Annotated in this window: 11 protein-coding genes and 1 pseudogene; 7 read left to right on the top strand and 5 right to left on the bottom strand. The window is 63.8% G+C overall.

The window, feature by feature from the left end:
• The first annotated feature begins 5 nt into the window (after positions 1–5).
• Genes MNQ99_RS18465 through MNQ99_RS18480 form a run of 4 tightly spaced genes read left to right on the top strand, consistent with a single transcriptional unit; the run spans position 6 to position 4,999 of the window.
• Entirely contained in the window at positions 6–743 is a 738-nt protein-coding gene (locus tag MNQ99_RS18465) for a DUF8175 domain-containg protein (protein WP_241915556.1), read from the top strand.
• Positions 740–1,993, top strand: a complete 1,254-nt coding sequence (locus MNQ99_RS18470) for a TrbL/VirB6 family protein (protein WP_241915557.1) — start codon at positions 740–742, stop codon at positions 1,991–1,993. Before MNQ99_RS18465 ends, MNQ99_RS18470 begins: the two co-directional genes overlap by 4 nt.
• Positions 1,980–3,488, top strand: a complete 1,509-nt coding sequence (locus MNQ99_RS18475) for an SCO6880 family protein (RefSeq protein ID WP_241915558.1) — start codon at positions 1,980–1,982, stop codon at positions 3,486–3,488. Before MNQ99_RS18470 ends, MNQ99_RS18475 begins: the two co-directional genes overlap by 14 nt.
• Positions 3,488–4,999 carry a helicase HerA domain-containing protein gene (locus tag MNQ99_RS18480; protein WP_241915559.1) on the top strand — a complete coding sequence of 504 codons (1,512 nt, stop codon included), beginning with the start codon at positions 3,488–3,490 and terminating at the stop codon, positions 4,997–4,999. Before MNQ99_RS18475 ends, MNQ99_RS18480 begins: the two co-directional genes overlap by 1 nt.
• 59 nt (positions 5,000–5,058) lie before the next feature.
• Here MNQ99_RS18480 and MNQ99_RS18485 read toward each other — a convergent pair whose 3' ends face one another.
• The 3 genes from MNQ99_RS18485 to MNQ99_RS18495 form a co-directional block, all read right to left on the bottom strand.
• Positions 5,059–6,429, bottom strand: coding sequence for a hypothetical protein (locus tag MNQ99_RS18485; RefSeq protein WP_241915560.1), 1,371 nt, complete (start codon positions 6,427–6,429; stop codon positions 5,059–5,061).
• 407 nt (positions 6,430–6,836) lie between these two features.
• Positions 6,837–7,187, bottom strand: a complete 351-nt coding sequence (locus tag MNQ99_RS18490; protein ID WP_241915561.1) for a helix-turn-helix domain-containing protein — start codon at positions 7,185–7,187, stop codon at positions 6,837–6,839.
• 4 nt (positions 7,188–7,191) lie between these two features.
• Complete coding sequence (locus tag MNQ99_RS18495; protein WP_241915562.1) at positions 7,192–8,283, bottom strand: tyrosine-type recombinase/integrase; 1,092 nt, start codon at positions 8,281–8,283, stop codon at positions 7,192–7,194.
• Between the two features lie 227 nt (positions 8,284–8,510).
• Between MNQ99_RS18495 and MNQ99_RS18500 the strand changes: the two genes are divergently transcribed.
• Positions 8,511–10,280: a type IV secretory system conjugative DNA transfer family protein gene (locus tag MNQ99_RS18500; protein WP_241915563.1), complete on the top strand. Its 1,770-nt coding sequence runs from the start codon at positions 8,511–8,513 to the stop codon at positions 10,278–10,280.
• Between the two features lie 15 nt (positions 10,281–10,295).
• A complete protein-coding gene (locus MNQ99_RS18505) occupies positions 10,296–10,733 on the top strand; it encodes a DUF4913 domain-containing protein (RefSeq protein WP_241915564.1) in 438 nt (145 codons plus the stop codon).
• 877 nt (positions 10,734–11,610) lie between these two features.
• On the opposite strand, the pseudogene MNQ99_RS18510 reads toward MNQ99_RS18505, so the two are convergent.
• Both MNQ99_RS18510 and MNQ99_RS18515 read right to left on the bottom strand, forming a co-directional pair.
• A pseudogene (locus MNQ99_RS18510) lies at positions 11,611–12,328 on the bottom strand (aldehyde dehydrogenase family protein); the annotation flags it as partial.
• A gap of 198 nt (positions 12,329–12,526) precedes the next feature.
• A complete protein-coding gene (locus MNQ99_RS18515; protein WP_241915565.1) occupies positions 12,527–13,255 on the bottom strand; it encodes a FadR/GntR family transcriptional regulator in 729 nt (242 codons plus the stop codon).
• Positions 13,256–13,336: 81 nt separating this feature from the next.
• Here MNQ99_RS18515 and MNQ99_RS18520 point away from each other — a divergent pair, with 81 nt between their 5' ends.
• A complete protein-coding gene (locus tag MNQ99_RS18520) occupies positions 13,337–14,671 on the top strand; it encodes an alpha-hydroxy acid oxidase (RefSeq protein WP_422387546.1) in 1,335 nt (444 codons plus the stop codon).
• Positions 14,672–15,253: the final 582 nt, after the last annotated feature.

Below are 15,253 nucleotides of genomic sequence, written 5' to 3' on the forward strand. Positions count from 1 at the left end.
TCCGTATGAGCCAGTCAACAGAGAGCACCACCGAAAGCAATCCGTTCACCAAACCCGGATTCATCATCGCGGCCGTGCTGGTGGTCGCGCTGCTGGCAGCAGGAATTGTCATCTTCCTGCTCCCCAAAGGACAGAGTGACGCACAGCCAGCACCGCCGGCTCCTGGAACCGGCAGCACGCCTGCTGCCAGCCCCAGCGCCTCTGCCGCTGGCAGCAGCGTCTGCGGTCTTCCAACCTCGACGGAAACGTCACTGGGCGCAGCACCGGAAACCAAATGGGAGCTGGTAGGAACGATGGCTGCTCCCACCGACCCACAAATTGGTCCGGGGAAGACAGACGCCCAGGGGATCAGATCTTGCTTCGCCCACACACCAAAGGGTGCGCTCTACGCGGCTGTGAACCTTTGGGCTCTGGGCAGCGACCCTTCAAAGGAACGCGCCATCGCCGAACAGCTCGCTGCAAAGGGACCTGGTCGTGAGGCAGGCATGAAAGCGCCCCTGACTCAGGCTCCCGCTTCGTCAGTGAAAATTCAGATCGCCGGATTCAACGTCTCCTATACGGCCAATCAAGCCGTCGTCGACTTGGCGTTCAAGGCAGACAACGGTGCGCTTGCCTCCGTTCGCACCACGTTGCTGTGGCAGGACGGTGACTGGAAAGGCGTCGTCGCCGATAACGGCGCGCCGCTGGAAGAACCGCGACAGGTACGGGACCTGTCCGGCTTTATCCCGTGGAGTGGAGCATGAAACCCACATGGAACCCCGTTGGGGACTGGGTTCAGGGCCTCGCCGATGATGCAATCAGCAACTTGGCGAGGTCCATCATGGAGGGAATGAGCCAGATGGTGACGACCCTGTCGACCTTCTGGGTCTCTATGCCCACGGTGAACCTGATTAGTGAGGACCGCACCGGAGCGAGCCCGGTGGTCTCCACAGTGAACAGCCAGCTGTGGCCCTGGACGCTAACCTTGGCCGTCCTGGCAGTCATCATCGGAGGAATCCGCATGATTTGGGAGCAGCGGGGCGCACCGTTGAAAGATCTCCTACGCTCCCTCATCACCCTCACTGTGGTGACCAGTCTTGGTGTGGGTGTCATCTCCATCTTGATCATCGCGGCGGACACATTCGCGGCCGCCATTATTGACCGATCCACCGACGGGAAGGGCTTCGCGGAATCGATGCACGTCCTTGTCGTAACGGGACAGACCGGTGTCGGGGCTTTCATTCTGATCGTTCTGGGCCTCGTCGGCTTGATTGCATCTCTGGTTCAGATCGTGCTGATGGTGGTCCGCAGCGGCATGTTGGTGATTCTGGCGGGCATCCTGCCCACCACGGCCGCATTCACGAATACGGAGATGGGCAGGCAGTGGTTCCAGAAGGCAGTTGGTTGGACCATCGCCTTCATTCTCTATAAGCCGGCTGCCGCCATCGTGTACTCGGTCGCATTCCTGTTGATGAGCAAGACCAGCGGGAAGGATGCCCTGGTTGGCTCCATCACGGGGTTCACGTTGATGATCGTTGCCCTTTTAGCCCTTCCAGCCCTGATGCGGTTCGTCACGCCGATGGTGGGAGCCGTTGCCGCTGGCAGCGGGGCAGCGGCAGGAGCCGCCGTGGGTGCCCTTGCCACCGGGGCTGTGTCCATGGGCCGAGTTGGCAGTGGACGGGGCAATGCAGCGCCCACCCCAGCCAGCACCAGCAGCACAACCAGCACGACTACAGGCAACTCTCCCAAGGGCAGTTCTGGATCTTCAGGCCCCCGCGGTGGGGGAGGGCAGCCAACGCCTGGCTCTTCGGGTCCGCGTGGCGCCGCTGGCACCGCAGGCAAAGCGGGACCGGCAGCACCGGCCGGAGGTGCTGGGGCTGCAACGGGAGCGGCAGCCACGGGCCCGGCTGGCATGGCTGTAGCCACAGGCGTACAGGTGGCGTCCAAGACGTCAGAGGCAATCAAGACGACCGCGCAGGATTCAACCGGGGAGGGCCCCAGTGGCAGCAATTAACACCGAATACAAGGAACCGTCCTACGGAAATTGGCGCGTTCCGCGCTCAGCCGGGCTGGGCAACCTGGGCGCGATCGGCACCGCGATTGTCATGGTCGGCCTCCTGCTGGGCATCGTCAGCTTCGCCATCTGGGGACTCTTCGCCGGCCTGGGCGTCCTCGCGGTCGCCGGCACCTGCGCCCTGCTGCTGACAGTCAAAGACAAGCACGGCCAGTCAGTAGTGGACCGTCTCGGTATCCGCATGGCGTTCAAGGTCTCGAAGTCCTCAGGGACGAATCTGTACCGTTCCGGTCCACTGGGCGTGACGGAGTGGGGTATGTACCAGCTCCCCGGCCTGGCTGCGAAGTCCACCCTTTACGAGTTCACCGACTCCTACAAGCGCCCCTTCGCCATGCTGCACGTCCCGGCCACCAGCCACTTCACCGTGGTCTTCTCCACCGAACCCGACGGGGCCTCCCTCGTGGACCCGGAACAGGTCGATGCCTGGGTCGCGAACTGGGGCGGCTGGCTCGCCGGGCTGGCCGACGAGGCCGGCCTGGACGCGGCCGCCGTCACCGTTGAGACCGCACCGGACTCCGGCTACCGGCTGCGGAATGAGGTCATGTTGAATATCGACCCGGACGCCCCTCAGTTCGCCAAGGACATGCTCCACGAGGTCGTCGAAACCTACCCGGAAGGATCAGCCACGGTCCGCGCCTGGGTTTCCCTGACCTTCAACGCCTCCCTGCGCGCGGGCTCGAAAAAGCGCACCCCGGAGGATGTCGCCCGCGACCTGGCCTCGCGGATTCCCGGTCTTTCGGCCCGGCTGCAGTCCACCGGCGCCGGGATCGCCCGGCCAATGTCTGCGCAGGAACTTTGCGAGGTCGTACGGATCGCCTACGACCCGCCCGCAGCGCTGATCATTGATGAGGCCCACGCCGCTGGCACCCCGGTGTCGCTGACTTGGGGCGAGGTCGGTCCCACCGCGACGCAGGCCAGTTGGGACGACTACCGGCACGACTCCGCGTTCTCTGCCTCGTGGACCATGACCTGGGCTCCTCGCGGGTCCGTGAACTCCTCCGTCCTCTCCCGGCTTCTGGCCCCGCACGGGGACATTGACCGCAAGCGCATCTCCCTGCTTTACCGTCCGATGGACTCCGCCCGTGCCGCAGCGGTAGTTGAGCGGGACCAGAACAACGCCAACGTCCGCATCACCTCGGGCACCCGCCCGACAGCCCGGGCGCTGGTGGATGCCCGCTCTGCTGTGCAGACCGCCCAGGAAGAAGCCCAGGGCGCCGGTCTGGTGAACTTCGGCATGGTCGTCACCGCCACGGTCACCGACAAGGAACGCCTGCCGGACGCCGTTGCTGCCATTGAACAGACCTCGGGCACCGCCCGCGTGCTGCTGCGCCGCGCCTACGGCTCCCAGGACACCGCGTTCGCGGCGTCCCTGCCCCTGGGGCTGGTCCTGCCCAAGCACAGCATGGTGCCCTCCGAAATTAAGGACGCCCTCTAATGGCCCGCATGAAGCTTTTGACAGTAAAGACAGCAAAAGCCCCGGCAAAGGAAGCAGGGCCTGGTTCGCGGGGCTGGACGGGACGGGGCGGCGGCATGGCCCAGCTGCTCCCGTCCGTCCGGGAGTACCGGGGAACCACCGTCCAGGTCTGCGGACTGTGGCCGTTCTCTTCGGGTGCATCCTCGCCCATGATCGGTGTCCCGCTCGGCCGCCACGAGGAAACCCAGGCAACGGTGTGCTGTGACCCGATCAGCTGGTTCCAGCGCGCACGGCTGATTTCCAACCCGTCCGCGTTCATCCTCGGCAAACCCGGCCTCGGAAAGTCCACCGTCGTCCGACGGATGTTCATCGGCCTCTCGGCCCAGGGAGTCCACCCCCTGATCCTTGGCGACCTCAAAGGCGAGCACGTCAAAGCCGTGAAAGCCCTCGGCGGCCAGGTCATCAAGCTCGGCCGCGGCGTCGGCTACCTGAACATCCTCGACCCCGGCCAGGCAGTCGAAGCAGCCCAGCTGCTCGAAGACAGCGGCCACCATGAAGACGCCGCACGGGTCCGCGCCGACGCCCACGGCCGTCGACTGACCATGGTCGTCTCCCTGATCACCATCAGCCGGAACAACCCTCCCACGGACCAGGAACAGACCATCCTGGACCGGGCGCTGCGGGTCCTCGATGAACGCTTCGACGGCATTCCGGTCCTGAAAGACCTGCTCGATGTAATCGTCTCCGCCCCCGACGAACTGCGCCAGGTCGCGCTGGACCGCGGCGACATGAACATCTACCTGCAGGAAACACGGGCGTTGGAAGCAACCCTGCTGGGCCTGACCGGCGGAGGGAAGCTGGGCGAAATCTTCTCCCGCCAGACCACCAACCCCATGAAGCGTGACCGGGCCGTAGTCTTCGACGTCTCCAGCATCGACGAAACCGAAACCGACCTGCAGGCCGCCGTGCTGCTCGCCTGCTGGTCCTACGGCTTCGGCACCGTGAACGTCGCCCACGCCCTCGCGGACGCGGGCCTGGAACCGCGCCGGAACTACTTAGTGGTCCTGGACGAGCTGTGGCGGGCGCTGCGTGCCGGCAAGGGCATGGTTGACCGGGTGGACGCCCTGACCCGGCTCAACCGGTCCGTGGGTGTGGGACAGATCATGATCTCCCACACCATGTCCGACCTGCTGGCGCTGCCGGCCGAAGAGGACCGGATGAAAGCCCGCGGCTTCGTCGAACGCTCCGGCATGGTGATCTGCGGCGGCCTGCCGGCCTCGGAAATGCCCCTGCTGACCTCCGCGATTCCCCTCTCCCGCCAAGAGCAGCAGAAACTCATCTCGTGGCAGGACCCGCCCGCCTGGGACTCACGCGGACTCGATGTCGACCCCCCGGGCCGGGGCAAATTCCTGATCAAGGTCGGCGGCCGGCCGGGCATCCCCGTTCAGCTCGGCCTGACCTCCATCGAGCAGAACGACGGCCTGAACGACACCGACACCCGCTGGCACCCAGACCGTGAGAAGTTCGCGTGAATTTTGACGCTTTTGGCCTGAACCTGAGCATGCTTGCGGGCTGGAGTCCTTCTGCATGCTTAGGTTCGGGGAACCCGTTGGCTCTCGAGGGTAAGGTCGGGGTGCTCAAGGGTGCCGAGGTAGCGGGTGGCGCCTTCAACGCTGAGTCCGAAGAGGTCGCAGACGCGGCGGATGTCGCCGCCGGTTGCGTGGATCTCGTGCAGGATGCGGTCCTCTCGCAGAACCCGCGGCCGCAGCGTCAATCCGGACCAGGGGAACTGGCTGCTGACGGGGAGGAGCCTGGGTGCGGTGCGCCGGTTGATAAGCAGGTGTGGGTTGGCAGTACCGGGCCAGGTCCGGTTGCGGTGGTCGAGCCAGGCTGTCAGGCGGGTGCGCACGGGCCCGGCCAGCGGGATGTAACGGTCAGCCACTGCGAGATGCCCGTCCCTGATGTCGGTCAGTTTCAGTTCACGGACTTGCTGGCCTGTCAGGGCGTGGAAGGCGACCAAGGCAACCGCGAGGGCGACCACCGGGTCTGGGGAGTTCAGCTCGCCACGGATCACCGCAGCATCCAGGGCGAGCGGAGTGTTGGTGGCTTTCGGGGATGCTTTCATCCCGCGGGTCGGGTTGGCGAAGATGAGCCGGCGCCCTTTGAGGATCGTGAAGAGCGATTTGAGCCCGTTTCCGGCGATGTGGCGGCGGCCCTTCGTTTCGTCCAGCGCGGCTGTGATGTCGGCGCGGGTGACCTCGGCGAAAGACTGAAAGCCGGCCGCGGCCCAGGCATGGATGATCGGTTCGATGCCCAGAATGTGCGCGATGATGGTCTTCGGGTCTCGCGGAATCTGCCGTGGAGGCCGGCGGGCTCCGTTGGTCAGGACTTCCAGCCATACCTCAAGCTGGTCCTTCATCACAGGCGGCAGAGTGCTGGTCTTTGCTGCGAAGTAGCGTTCGACTCGGGTCGGCCGGTCCTCAATGAGGAGCCCCGCCGCGGCCAGTACGTCGATCGTAGAGATGACGTTGCCGGAGTATTGGCGCAGTTGGAGGACGTCGGTGGCACGGACCTTCGCGGTTGGGGTTGGCCGCAGGCCCTGCAGCATCCGCAGCGAGCGGGTCACATCGTTACGTTGCCGCTTGCTCCAGCCGGCCCTTGCAGCGTGTTCACGGACGATGGCGGCGCAGTAGCGGGTCAGGTCGTTGTCTTCGCGGCGGACACGCTCTGCCAGGGCCTTCGGGTCGGGCGCCAGGTCGAACAACGCCATCTGCCCGCCGAACTCGGCGGCGGCCCCGCTGCCGGGCAGGTTGTGCTGGTCCCGCCGCTTCCATGGGGCGCGCTGCTCCGGGCTCAGCGGTGGTGCTCCCCGACGTGCGAAGGTCATGTTGGCGAAGAAGAGCTGGTGACCGGCCTTCGTCGCACCGACCAGGTCCAGGCCGTGTCCGGGCTCTTGGAGCATTCGGGCCTGTTCCAGGCACAGCCGGCAGGCCCGCCGCTCTCCGACGCGGGCCGCCCGCCCGCAATAGTCGCAGATTCCTTCCGGGTTGTGGGAGCGCCACCAGCGACACTGCCAGCAGGTCCAGTTGTAGCGGCGGTAGACACCCCAGGCGAAACAATCTTTGCAGGAGCCTGGGTGTTGCGGGCTGCCGGGATGGCAGCTGGCGCACATGCCTTGGCTGAAGTATCCCGTGCTGGTGCCGCATTTGGAGCAAGGGGGTGGGATGAACGGGCCGCCGGGAAGGCAGTCATAGCAGTAGTCCACCCGAGGGTGGACCCACGCCACCCGGTTGATTTGGCAGTCGGGACACATCGATGGCGGCCGCAGCGGTGCCATCGGGCCTGGGGCAGGACTCACAACGTCCCTGCCTATAGGGGCGGCTCGGACCGCGGCTTGCCGAATCTCGGCGTGACGGTCGGCGATATCCCGCCTTTGCCGGCGGCGTGGCCTTGGCTATCGCCGTTGACGGTTTCGGTGGCGCGGGGGCGGCGCGCCGCGACCTTGTCCGGCTCGGGGCTCATCAGGTCAGTGGGTGTGCACTCCAGCACCGAGCAGAGCACGTCGAGCTCTTCAAGTTTCATCGTCGCCGGCGTCCCGGCCCACCACGAGGACATCTTTCCTGCACTGATCTCCAGCCCGGCCTCGGCGAGCATCCGGCGCATCTGCGCTGACTTCCAGATCCCGCGCTCGGCGGCTCTGATCCGCAGGTTCCACTGCACGGCCTCATCCTTCCTTCTGTGTGATCGCGAAGCGGGACTCGACCCGCTCGTTGGCATTCTTCCAAGCCAGCTCGACATGCTCGCTGCGCACGTGGATATACCGCGATGTAGTGGCGAGCCATTGATGCCCGAGCAACTCCTGAAGGGCCTTAATATCCATCCCAGCCCCGTAAAGCGAGGATGCACAGTAATGCCGCAGAACGTGGGGTGTCATCCGTCCGGACCACGCCGGCAGCCGCTGCTCGACCTGCAATGCCAGGGTGCGGCGCAGCGCGTTGCCGCCGACCCGGCCGCATCGTCCCAGCTCGCGGTCGAACCGCTCCGAGGGGAGCAGGGGTGCGTCCGGATCCGCCCAGTCTTCGCCATATTGGTGGCGGACATCAGTGAGCCACCAGTCGATCAGCTCGGCCGCACCATTGATCGCCGGTACCAGCCGCGGCTTGGGGCCACGGCCCCGCGCTCCCTTGCCGAACCGGACGTGGAGCTTGCCGAACCCGCCCAAATCCGGACGCCAATCACGGATATCCAGCATCACCGTCTCGTTGATCCTCAACCCCAGCCGACGCCACAACGAGGCAGCAAAGTAGTCCCGAGCGGCGGGAAGATACTTGCGGGCCTGAGGGATCGAATGCCGCCAACCAGTGAAGAACGCTTCGATCTCGGCATCCGACGGCGGCACCCGGACCTTGCCCAACGAAGCACCCGACTGACGGTTGAACTCGTCGATGGGCTGCTCGACCAGCACCCCGGTCGCCCGATGGATCCGACCCTGGTAACGACTGACCATGAACTCATAGAACAACGCCAGAGACCCGGCCTTGCCAGCCCTGGTGCTCACACTGCGGCCCAGCCGCCGCTGCTCGGCAAGGAACCGGTCGGCATCCTGGCAAGTCACCGCCCACAGCGGGCCAGTCACCGAACGGGCGAATTCAATGATCGTCGCCCGGGTATTGCGGATGTGCGAGTCGCTCAAACCAGCCGCTGCCATCGCCAGCGCATACTGATCCACGATCTCCTGCTCGAAGTCCTCGAAGGCCTGCGCACTCCAGAACACCGGGTCCGCGGCGCTACCACCCGGCAACGCCACCAGTCTCATCAGCTACCAACTTCAGAAGGAGCGAGCATGCGTCGACATTACGCCCAAACCATCACTCTCGTCGACGGTTCATCGGTTCGAGCCCAAAAGGGCTCCGAACCGATGCCACCCGCTCAAACGCGAGTCCTGCCCGCAAACCAAGCCAACGAACCTAAGCGACTAGAGATACCCGCGGAACCTCCCTTGGGACCGGCGGCTGCCCGGTTGCTCGGCGAAGGAGGACGTGCGTGAGTGCTCCGAACCGTAAGGGAATGGGCCTGGGGGATGCCCTGCTGGTCTGGCTGGCCATTGCTTTCATCGTTGTGTTCGGCGGAGGCACCTATGCGGCCGCCCATCTTGGCTCGTGGATGGCCGGCATTCAGGCCCCGCCGGCCCACCCTGTTGATCTGCTGGCCGGACTGGCCAAGGGCCGCGTGCCCTGGCCGGCCCAATCCACTCTCGCCGCGTCCCTCATCGCCGGCCTCATGTTCCTGCTGACCCTCGTCGTGTTGGTGGCTTGGCGCCAGGGTTCGTCCAAGCGGGCCCGCGTCGATAAGGCCGCCCGCTACCTTGGCCGGGGCAAGTCGCTGGCCGCGTTCTCCGAGAAAGGCGCAACAGCCAAAGCCGAACGGCTTGGAATCAAGGACACCCCCGGCATCGTCGTGGGCCAGGTCGTCTCCACCAGCCAGAAATTCATCCAGTCCTGGGAAGACCTCAGCCTCGATATCTGGGGACCACGAACAGGTAAGTCGACCTCCCGGGTGATGCCCGCAATCCTGAACGCACCAGGGGCGGTGGTTTCGACGTCGAACAAGCGCGACGTCGTGGATGGTACCCGCGGCGTCCGCGAGGCCACGGCCCCGGTGTGGGTGTTCGATCCGCAGAAAATTGCCCAGGAGGAACCTCACTGGTGGTGGAACCCGCTCTCCTACGTCACGGACGAAGAGAAGGCCTACAAGCTCACCCAGCACTTCTCGGTCGGTTCACGGGTCCCGGGGTCCAAGCCGGACGCCTACTTCGATCCCAAAGCCGAAGACATTCTCTCCTCGTACTTCCTCGCGGCCGCATTGGGCGGGCTGCCCATCACCCAGGTCTACCTCTGGGTGACGGAGCAGGTAAACCGCGAACCCATCAACATCCTCAAAACACATGACTACGAGCTGCAGTACAAAGGTCTGGAGTCCACGCTGGAACTGGCCGACAAACAGCGCGACGGCATCTTCGGCACGGCCGAGAAAATGATTCAGTGCCTCAAGAGCAGGAACACGCTGCGGTGGGTCGCCCCGACCGGGAGCGCGAGCGTGGCTGCCGATGCGCGCCGTCAGTTCAACCCGCACGCGTTCGCCGCCTCCCAGGAGACCATCTACATCCTCTCCAAGGAAGGGGCCGGCTCGGCCGCTCCGCTCACCACGGCACTGACGGTGGCCATCGCCGAGGCCATGGAGGAACGGGCAGAGCGCAGCGGCGGACGCCTGCCCAAGCCTGCACTGTTCGCCCTCGACGAGCTGGCCAACGTCGTCCGCTGGGCCGGGCTGCCCGACCAGTTCAGCCACTACGGCTCCAAGGGCCTGATCGTCATGGGCATCCTGCAATCCTGGTCCCAGGGCGTCGAACTCTGGGGCGAGGCCAACATGCGGAAAATCTGGTCCGCCGCGAACGTCAAGGTCTACGGCGGCGGCGTCGCCGAAGAAGGATTCCTCCGGGCACTCTCGGATCTGATCGGTGACTACAGCTACATCAATGTCTCTGTCTCGTCCGGCAAGTCCGGGCCCAGCCGCTCCCGTCAGGAGGGCAAGGAACGCATTTTCGATGTCTCAAACCTCGCCGAACTCGACCGCGGCCGGGCGGTGGTCCTCGCTTCGGGGGCGCCGGCAACGCTGGTGCGCACACTGCCCTGGTACACCGGCCCGCACAAGGAAGCTGTGGAAGCGTCCATCCGGAAGTACAGCCCGCAGCCCGAAGTTGAGCCAGTCCCCCGTTCGGCCGCGACGAACGCTAATCCCTGGGTCACAAAGTAAGGAAGCACCTGGCTCATGGAAGATGATTTCGGATTATTCGATCCAGACACCCCCGCCCGCGCTACCAGCCGGAGCGAGGACGGAAAGGCCGGGGAGACACCGGAGCTCGTCTACGGTTCGGCCGAAGAATTCCTGCACGAGCAACTGCTCCCCACCTACGTCCGCAGCGTCACCGGGAAATCCGCGAAATGGTGCATCGAGTGGTACTTCCACCCCGAAGCAGTCTCACGGGTCGCGGCCATGTGGCGTTCCTGGGAGCACCTGCGCCTGGACGCTGCCACCGGCATGAGCCTCTGGTGGCGGGACCACGCAGACCACCACATGAGAGTCCTCCTGGACCCACAAGGACCGTTCTACAACTGCGACATGAAAGAACACCGCGACCCCGAACACCTCGAACCAAAGAAAGCACCGACGGGCTGGTTCCCAGACGTTCGCACGCTGCCTGCCTAGCGTTCCTCCACGACCTGCTACCTGCTGTCTTGAGTGGACCAGTGGGCAGTTTCGCGTGTACCTGACGCCGCTCGACCGAGCTCAAATCCGCAATTTCCTTTAGCGCGGGCCCCTGCGAGCTGTCAACAGTTGGGGTTCAATCCGGGTTATCCACGGCTGGAATCGGGAGCCATCGGGGAGCTCCCTCAGCAGCAGTAGCGGTGGATAACTCATGAGGATTGTCCCCGGCTGTGGGCAGCGGACCTATTTGTCCAGACAGCCTCTGGACAATTGCGCAACACGCTGTTGCACAATTGCCAAGGCACCCGCGAGCACCGCGTCAGTTCCACAGCATGGTTGAGCTCCCGCTCTAGCACGTCCCTGTTGCCTGCGATAATCGTGGGGACGATCGTCGTGTTTTTTGTTGATCGTGCTTCCTTAATAGGGCTGCGACTGAATGATTCGGTATCTTCAAGTCAAATCTGTGAGATCCCGCGAGGACCACTTGAAAAATAGGACAGGCGTGAGGCGCGCCCAGGAACCAGACGGTCAGCTCCGTCTTTGGGGATATGGGATCGCAATGTCATTTCAATGAGTAACCAATACCTGACCCGTGCACACAGAGTGAAGCTGATGCTGGGACTTCCTTGGTTAGAGGGTCCAGGGGCGCTCAATTAGTGCTTCGTCTAAATCCTTGAGGAACATGCGCCAGCCGCTGAGCCAATGCATCAAGAGAGGTCTCATTTTTGTCTTTCCCCGCGAAGGTAGGAACAGTTTATCCTGTTTTGGCGCGGGCTCACAGGACGAGGACAACTGGTGAAAGGGCAAGGGCAAGAAGCTCGCCCGCTGGGCCCGGCGTCAGCTTTCGGGCCGGACCGCCCCGTCCGTGAGCCTCAGCTCAGGCGTTGATGACCTGCGGTACGCCGAGGGCTTTGAGGCCTTCGGCGCCGAACTCAAGGCCGTAACCGGACTGCTTGGCGCCGCCGAACGGAATCCGCGGGTCAACTACGCCATGCTTGTTGATCCAAACAGTGCCGGCCTGGATGCGTGCCGCGACTTCCCGCGCGGCGTCACGGTTGGAGGACCAGACGGAGGCGCCGAGTCCGACGTCGAGCGCGTTTGCCTTCTCCACGGCTTCGTCCACCGTGCCGTAGCGGATGATGGGCAGGGCGGGGCCGAACTGTTCCTCTGCCACGAGCGGGTTGTTGTTGTCGATGTCCGCCACCAGCGTTGTGGGGTAGAAGTAGCCGGGCTGGCCGGCGTCGCGGTTACCGCCGAGAAGGATGCGGGCTCCGGAAGCCCTGGGCCTCCACAAGGTCGGCAACGACGTCGTACTGGGCCTTGTTCTGCAGCGGTCCCAGAACGTTGTTCTCGTCCAGGCCGTTGCCCATGGGCATGGCTGCGGCGACCTTCGTGAGTTCCTCACAGACGGCGTCGTATATGTCGGTGTGGACGTAAAGGCGCTTGAGGGCCGAGCAGGTCTGGCCGGTGTTGAGGAACGCGCCCCAGAAGAGGTCCTGTGCGATCGCCTTTGGATCGGCGTCAGGTAGGACTATGCCGGCGTCGTTACCGCCCAGTTCGAGGGTGAGCCGCTTGACGGTATCCGCGGAGGATCTGCAGTAATGGACCGCCTATAGTCAATCGCCACAAGGGCGGCGCTCACAGCATCAAGGACGAGATCCAGCTGCTTCGTGCCCCAGGGCGGCGTGTGATCGCTAGGACCATGCTCCGCGGCGCGACTTAAGATCCCGTCGGGTACGCTCTGCCGCTCGGCTTGCCCGTCATGGAGGACCAGCGTTGGTCCTCTGCATAAATCAGGGGTAGAAACATGTCTTGATCTCTGCGCCATTCTGGAACCCGGCCTCGCGGTAATAGCCCTGAATGTGAGCACCGATTAAGCCGGCAGCCTTGGAACCGTCACCATCAATGATGGTGTCAAAAATGGCTTGATGTTCGGCACACAGCCGCAGAACCGTCGATTTCCAGTCCGGCAGATTATGGGCCAATTCGGCCGTGTACCCCTCAATCGCTTCCCGGAGAGAGCCCATCATGGCACTGACTACAGCGTTTCCGGCCGCCGTCGCGAGCGCAAGGTGGAAGCGCACATCAAGTGCCAGGAAGACATTGACATCTGCCTCTCCTTTGGCGGCTACGGAGGCCATCTCTGCGAGCAGTTGCGCGGCCTCTTCGAGAGCCGGAACCCCATGCTTTGCGTGCAGAGCCGCCCACGACTCAAGGAGTACTCGGGTCTCCACGATGTCGGCTATGGACAAGTGCTGTGTAGCAACGTGTAGCCTCAGCGCAGACCCGAGTGCTGTTGCCGGATTCGCTATCACCACCGTGCCTGCATCCTTTCCTGAACCCACCCCCGCCTTGATCACGCCCATAGCCTCCAAGACTCTGAAGGCTTCCCGGACCGAGGTCCGCGAAACGGATAGATGTTCAGCGAGTGCGCGCTCCCCCGGCAGCCGGCCTCCTATAGCAAGTTCCCCGTCGAACAATTGCTTCTCTACCCATTCCAGAACCAGCTGATACGCGCGCATGTGTTAAGTCTAGTTGAGTGGTCTGACCACATGTAATACTGTGGTTAGACCACATAAGCTTCTGACTGGCCAGAGGAAACAATGACACAAGCGCTTGAATCCGCTCACCCCGATATGCATGCGACCACGGCCGAGCCCGCGGCCGCCAACGACGTCGGCGGACATCGGCGGACGCCCTCCGCGCTCCAGCCGGCCATGAAGCGCCGCTTTCCGAAATATTCGGACCTCGCTCCCTTGATGCAATTCAAGAAGCCCGCATTCAGTCGTGATGCACGATTACGGCGGGCTAATACCATCTGGGATTTGCGTGGGATTGCTAAACGCCGCACGCCCAAGGCTCCGTTCGACTACACCGATGGCGCTGCGGAAACCGAAACCACTCTCCGCCGGGCTCGCGAAGCCTTCCTTGATATCGAGTTCCAGCCCGGGATTCTTAGGAATGTTTCCGCTATCGACCTCAGCACTGAGGTTCTCGGAAGGCTCTCCCGGCTCCCCGTTGGCATTGCCCCTACAGGATTCACGCGCATGATGCAGTCCGAAGGTGAGTACGCGGGCTCCCAGGCTGCAGAAGCCGCAGGCATCCCATACACGCTGTCTACGATGGGCACAGCGTCCATCGAAGACGTTGCAGCCGCGGCGCCCCATGGACGTAACTGGTTCCAACTCTACCTGTGGACCGATCGCGATCGGTCGTTGGAACTTATTGAGCGCGCTGCAAAGGCAGGCAACGATACTCTAATGGTGACGGTGGACACCGCCGTCGCCGGTGCTCGCCTCCGGGATGTCCGCAACGGCATGACCATTCCGCCTGCGCTAACGCTTAGGACGGTGTTTGATGCCTCCTATCGTCCTACCTGGTGGTTCAACTTTCTCACCCATGAACCCTTGACGTTCGCATCCCTCTCCCGATACACAGGGACGGTCGCGGAACTCATCAATTCAATGTTCGACCCCTCGCTCACCTTCGACGACCTCGATTGGCTGCGCGAAACATGGAAGGGCAACCTGGTGGTCAAGGGCATCCAGACCGTCGAAGACGCGCGCAAGGTGGCTGATTACGGCGCCGATGGTATCGTGCTCAGCAACCACGGCGGGCGGCAGCTCGATCGAGCACCCATTCCGTTCCACCTTCTTCCGAACGTTTCAGCTGCTCTCAAGGCGCAGAACAGCAAAGTGTCCGTTATTTTGGACACCGGAATCATGAGCGGAGCCGACATCGTAGCTGCACTCGCCCTCGGCGCAGACTTTACCCTGATCGGTCGCGCATACCTCTATGGCCTCATGGCGGGAGGCCGGGCGGGTGTGGACCGAGCCATCCAGATCCTGGAAAAGGATATGGCAAGGACCATGGCACTGCTGGGGGTCAGCCGAATCTCCGATCTTAGCCCGGACCACGTCCGGCTCTTGAAAGGCTAGAGCGCCGGTAGTTGATTAAGCGGCTCGTCGCAGATGGGAGTTAAGGCGGGGGGCGGCATGTCACACACCGTCGCTCCGGAAGACCTCGAAGTGCCTGACATTACCTTCTCCTGCCCTTTGCCGTCTGGACGAGCTCGGTTTGGAAATCGTTAGGCATCATCTGGCGCCCAGCCGGGCAGTGCTGGCCTGCTAGATGGTGCACAGTGATCAGTGGTGCCGCCCCCGCGGGCCGAGGAGCGCGCACCGGGGGACGGCTACCCGGCGCTTGGTGCAGTAACTGCTCAGGTCGCGTCCGACGATGCTGCTGATCCGCCTGCGCCGTTACCAGCGTGCCGGCCGGTGTCATGTCTGGCGGCAGGACACAGCCCAGGCCGCACACCATGCGCGAAGCTCTTTCGCCGGAGCCGCGGCGGCGTTGCGGGCCAGGGCTTGAGTAAAATTCAGTCAGTTATTCGGTCTGCCTGATGGTCAGATCGAGTCGGTGGGTGAACTTGGACGGCGAAAGTTTTGGCGCGCGATGCTATCCCGAGCGGGTTCCGAGCTCGCGGCCGCGATTGCTCTCGATTTCCGCTGCCCAGATAA

The organism is Arthrobacter sulfonylureivorans (genome assembly GCF_022637435.1).
Lineage (GTDB): Bacteria > Actinomycetota > Actinomycetes > Actinomycetales > Micrococcaceae > Crystallibacter > Crystallibacter sulfonylureivorans.

Coding starts and splice junctions, on each gene's coding strand:
- MNQ99_RS18465 (WP_241915556.1), top strand. CDS start 6: ATGAGCCAGTCAACAGAGAGCACCACCGAAAGCAATCCGTTCACCAAA.
- MNQ99_RS18470 (WP_241915557.1), top strand. CDS start 740: ATGAAACCCACATGGAACCCCGTTGGGGACTGGGTTCAGGGCCTCGCC.
- MNQ99_RS18480 (WP_241915559.1), top strand. CDS start 3,488: ATGGCCCGCATGAAGCTTTTGACAGTAAAGACAGCAAAAGCCCCGGCA.
- MNQ99_RS18485 (WP_241915560.1), bottom strand. CDS start 6,429: ATGCTCCAAGAGCCCGGACACGGCCTGGACCTGGTCGGTGCGACGAAG.
- MNQ99_RS18495 (WP_241915562.1), bottom strand. CDS start 8,283: ATGAGACTGGTGGCGTTGCCGGGTGGTAGCGCCGCGGACCCGGTGTTC.
- MNQ99_RS18505 (WP_241915564.1), top strand. CDS start 10,296: ATGGAAGATGATTTCGGATTATTCGATCCAGACACCCCCGCCCGCGCT.
- MNQ99_RS18515 (WP_241915565.1), bottom strand. CDS start 13,255: ATGCGCGCGTATCAGCTGGTTCTGGAATGGGTAGAGAAGCAATTGTTC.
- MNQ99_RS18520 (WP_422387546.1), top strand. CDS start 13,337: ATGACACAAGCGCTTGAATCCGCTCACCCCGATATGCATGCGACCACG.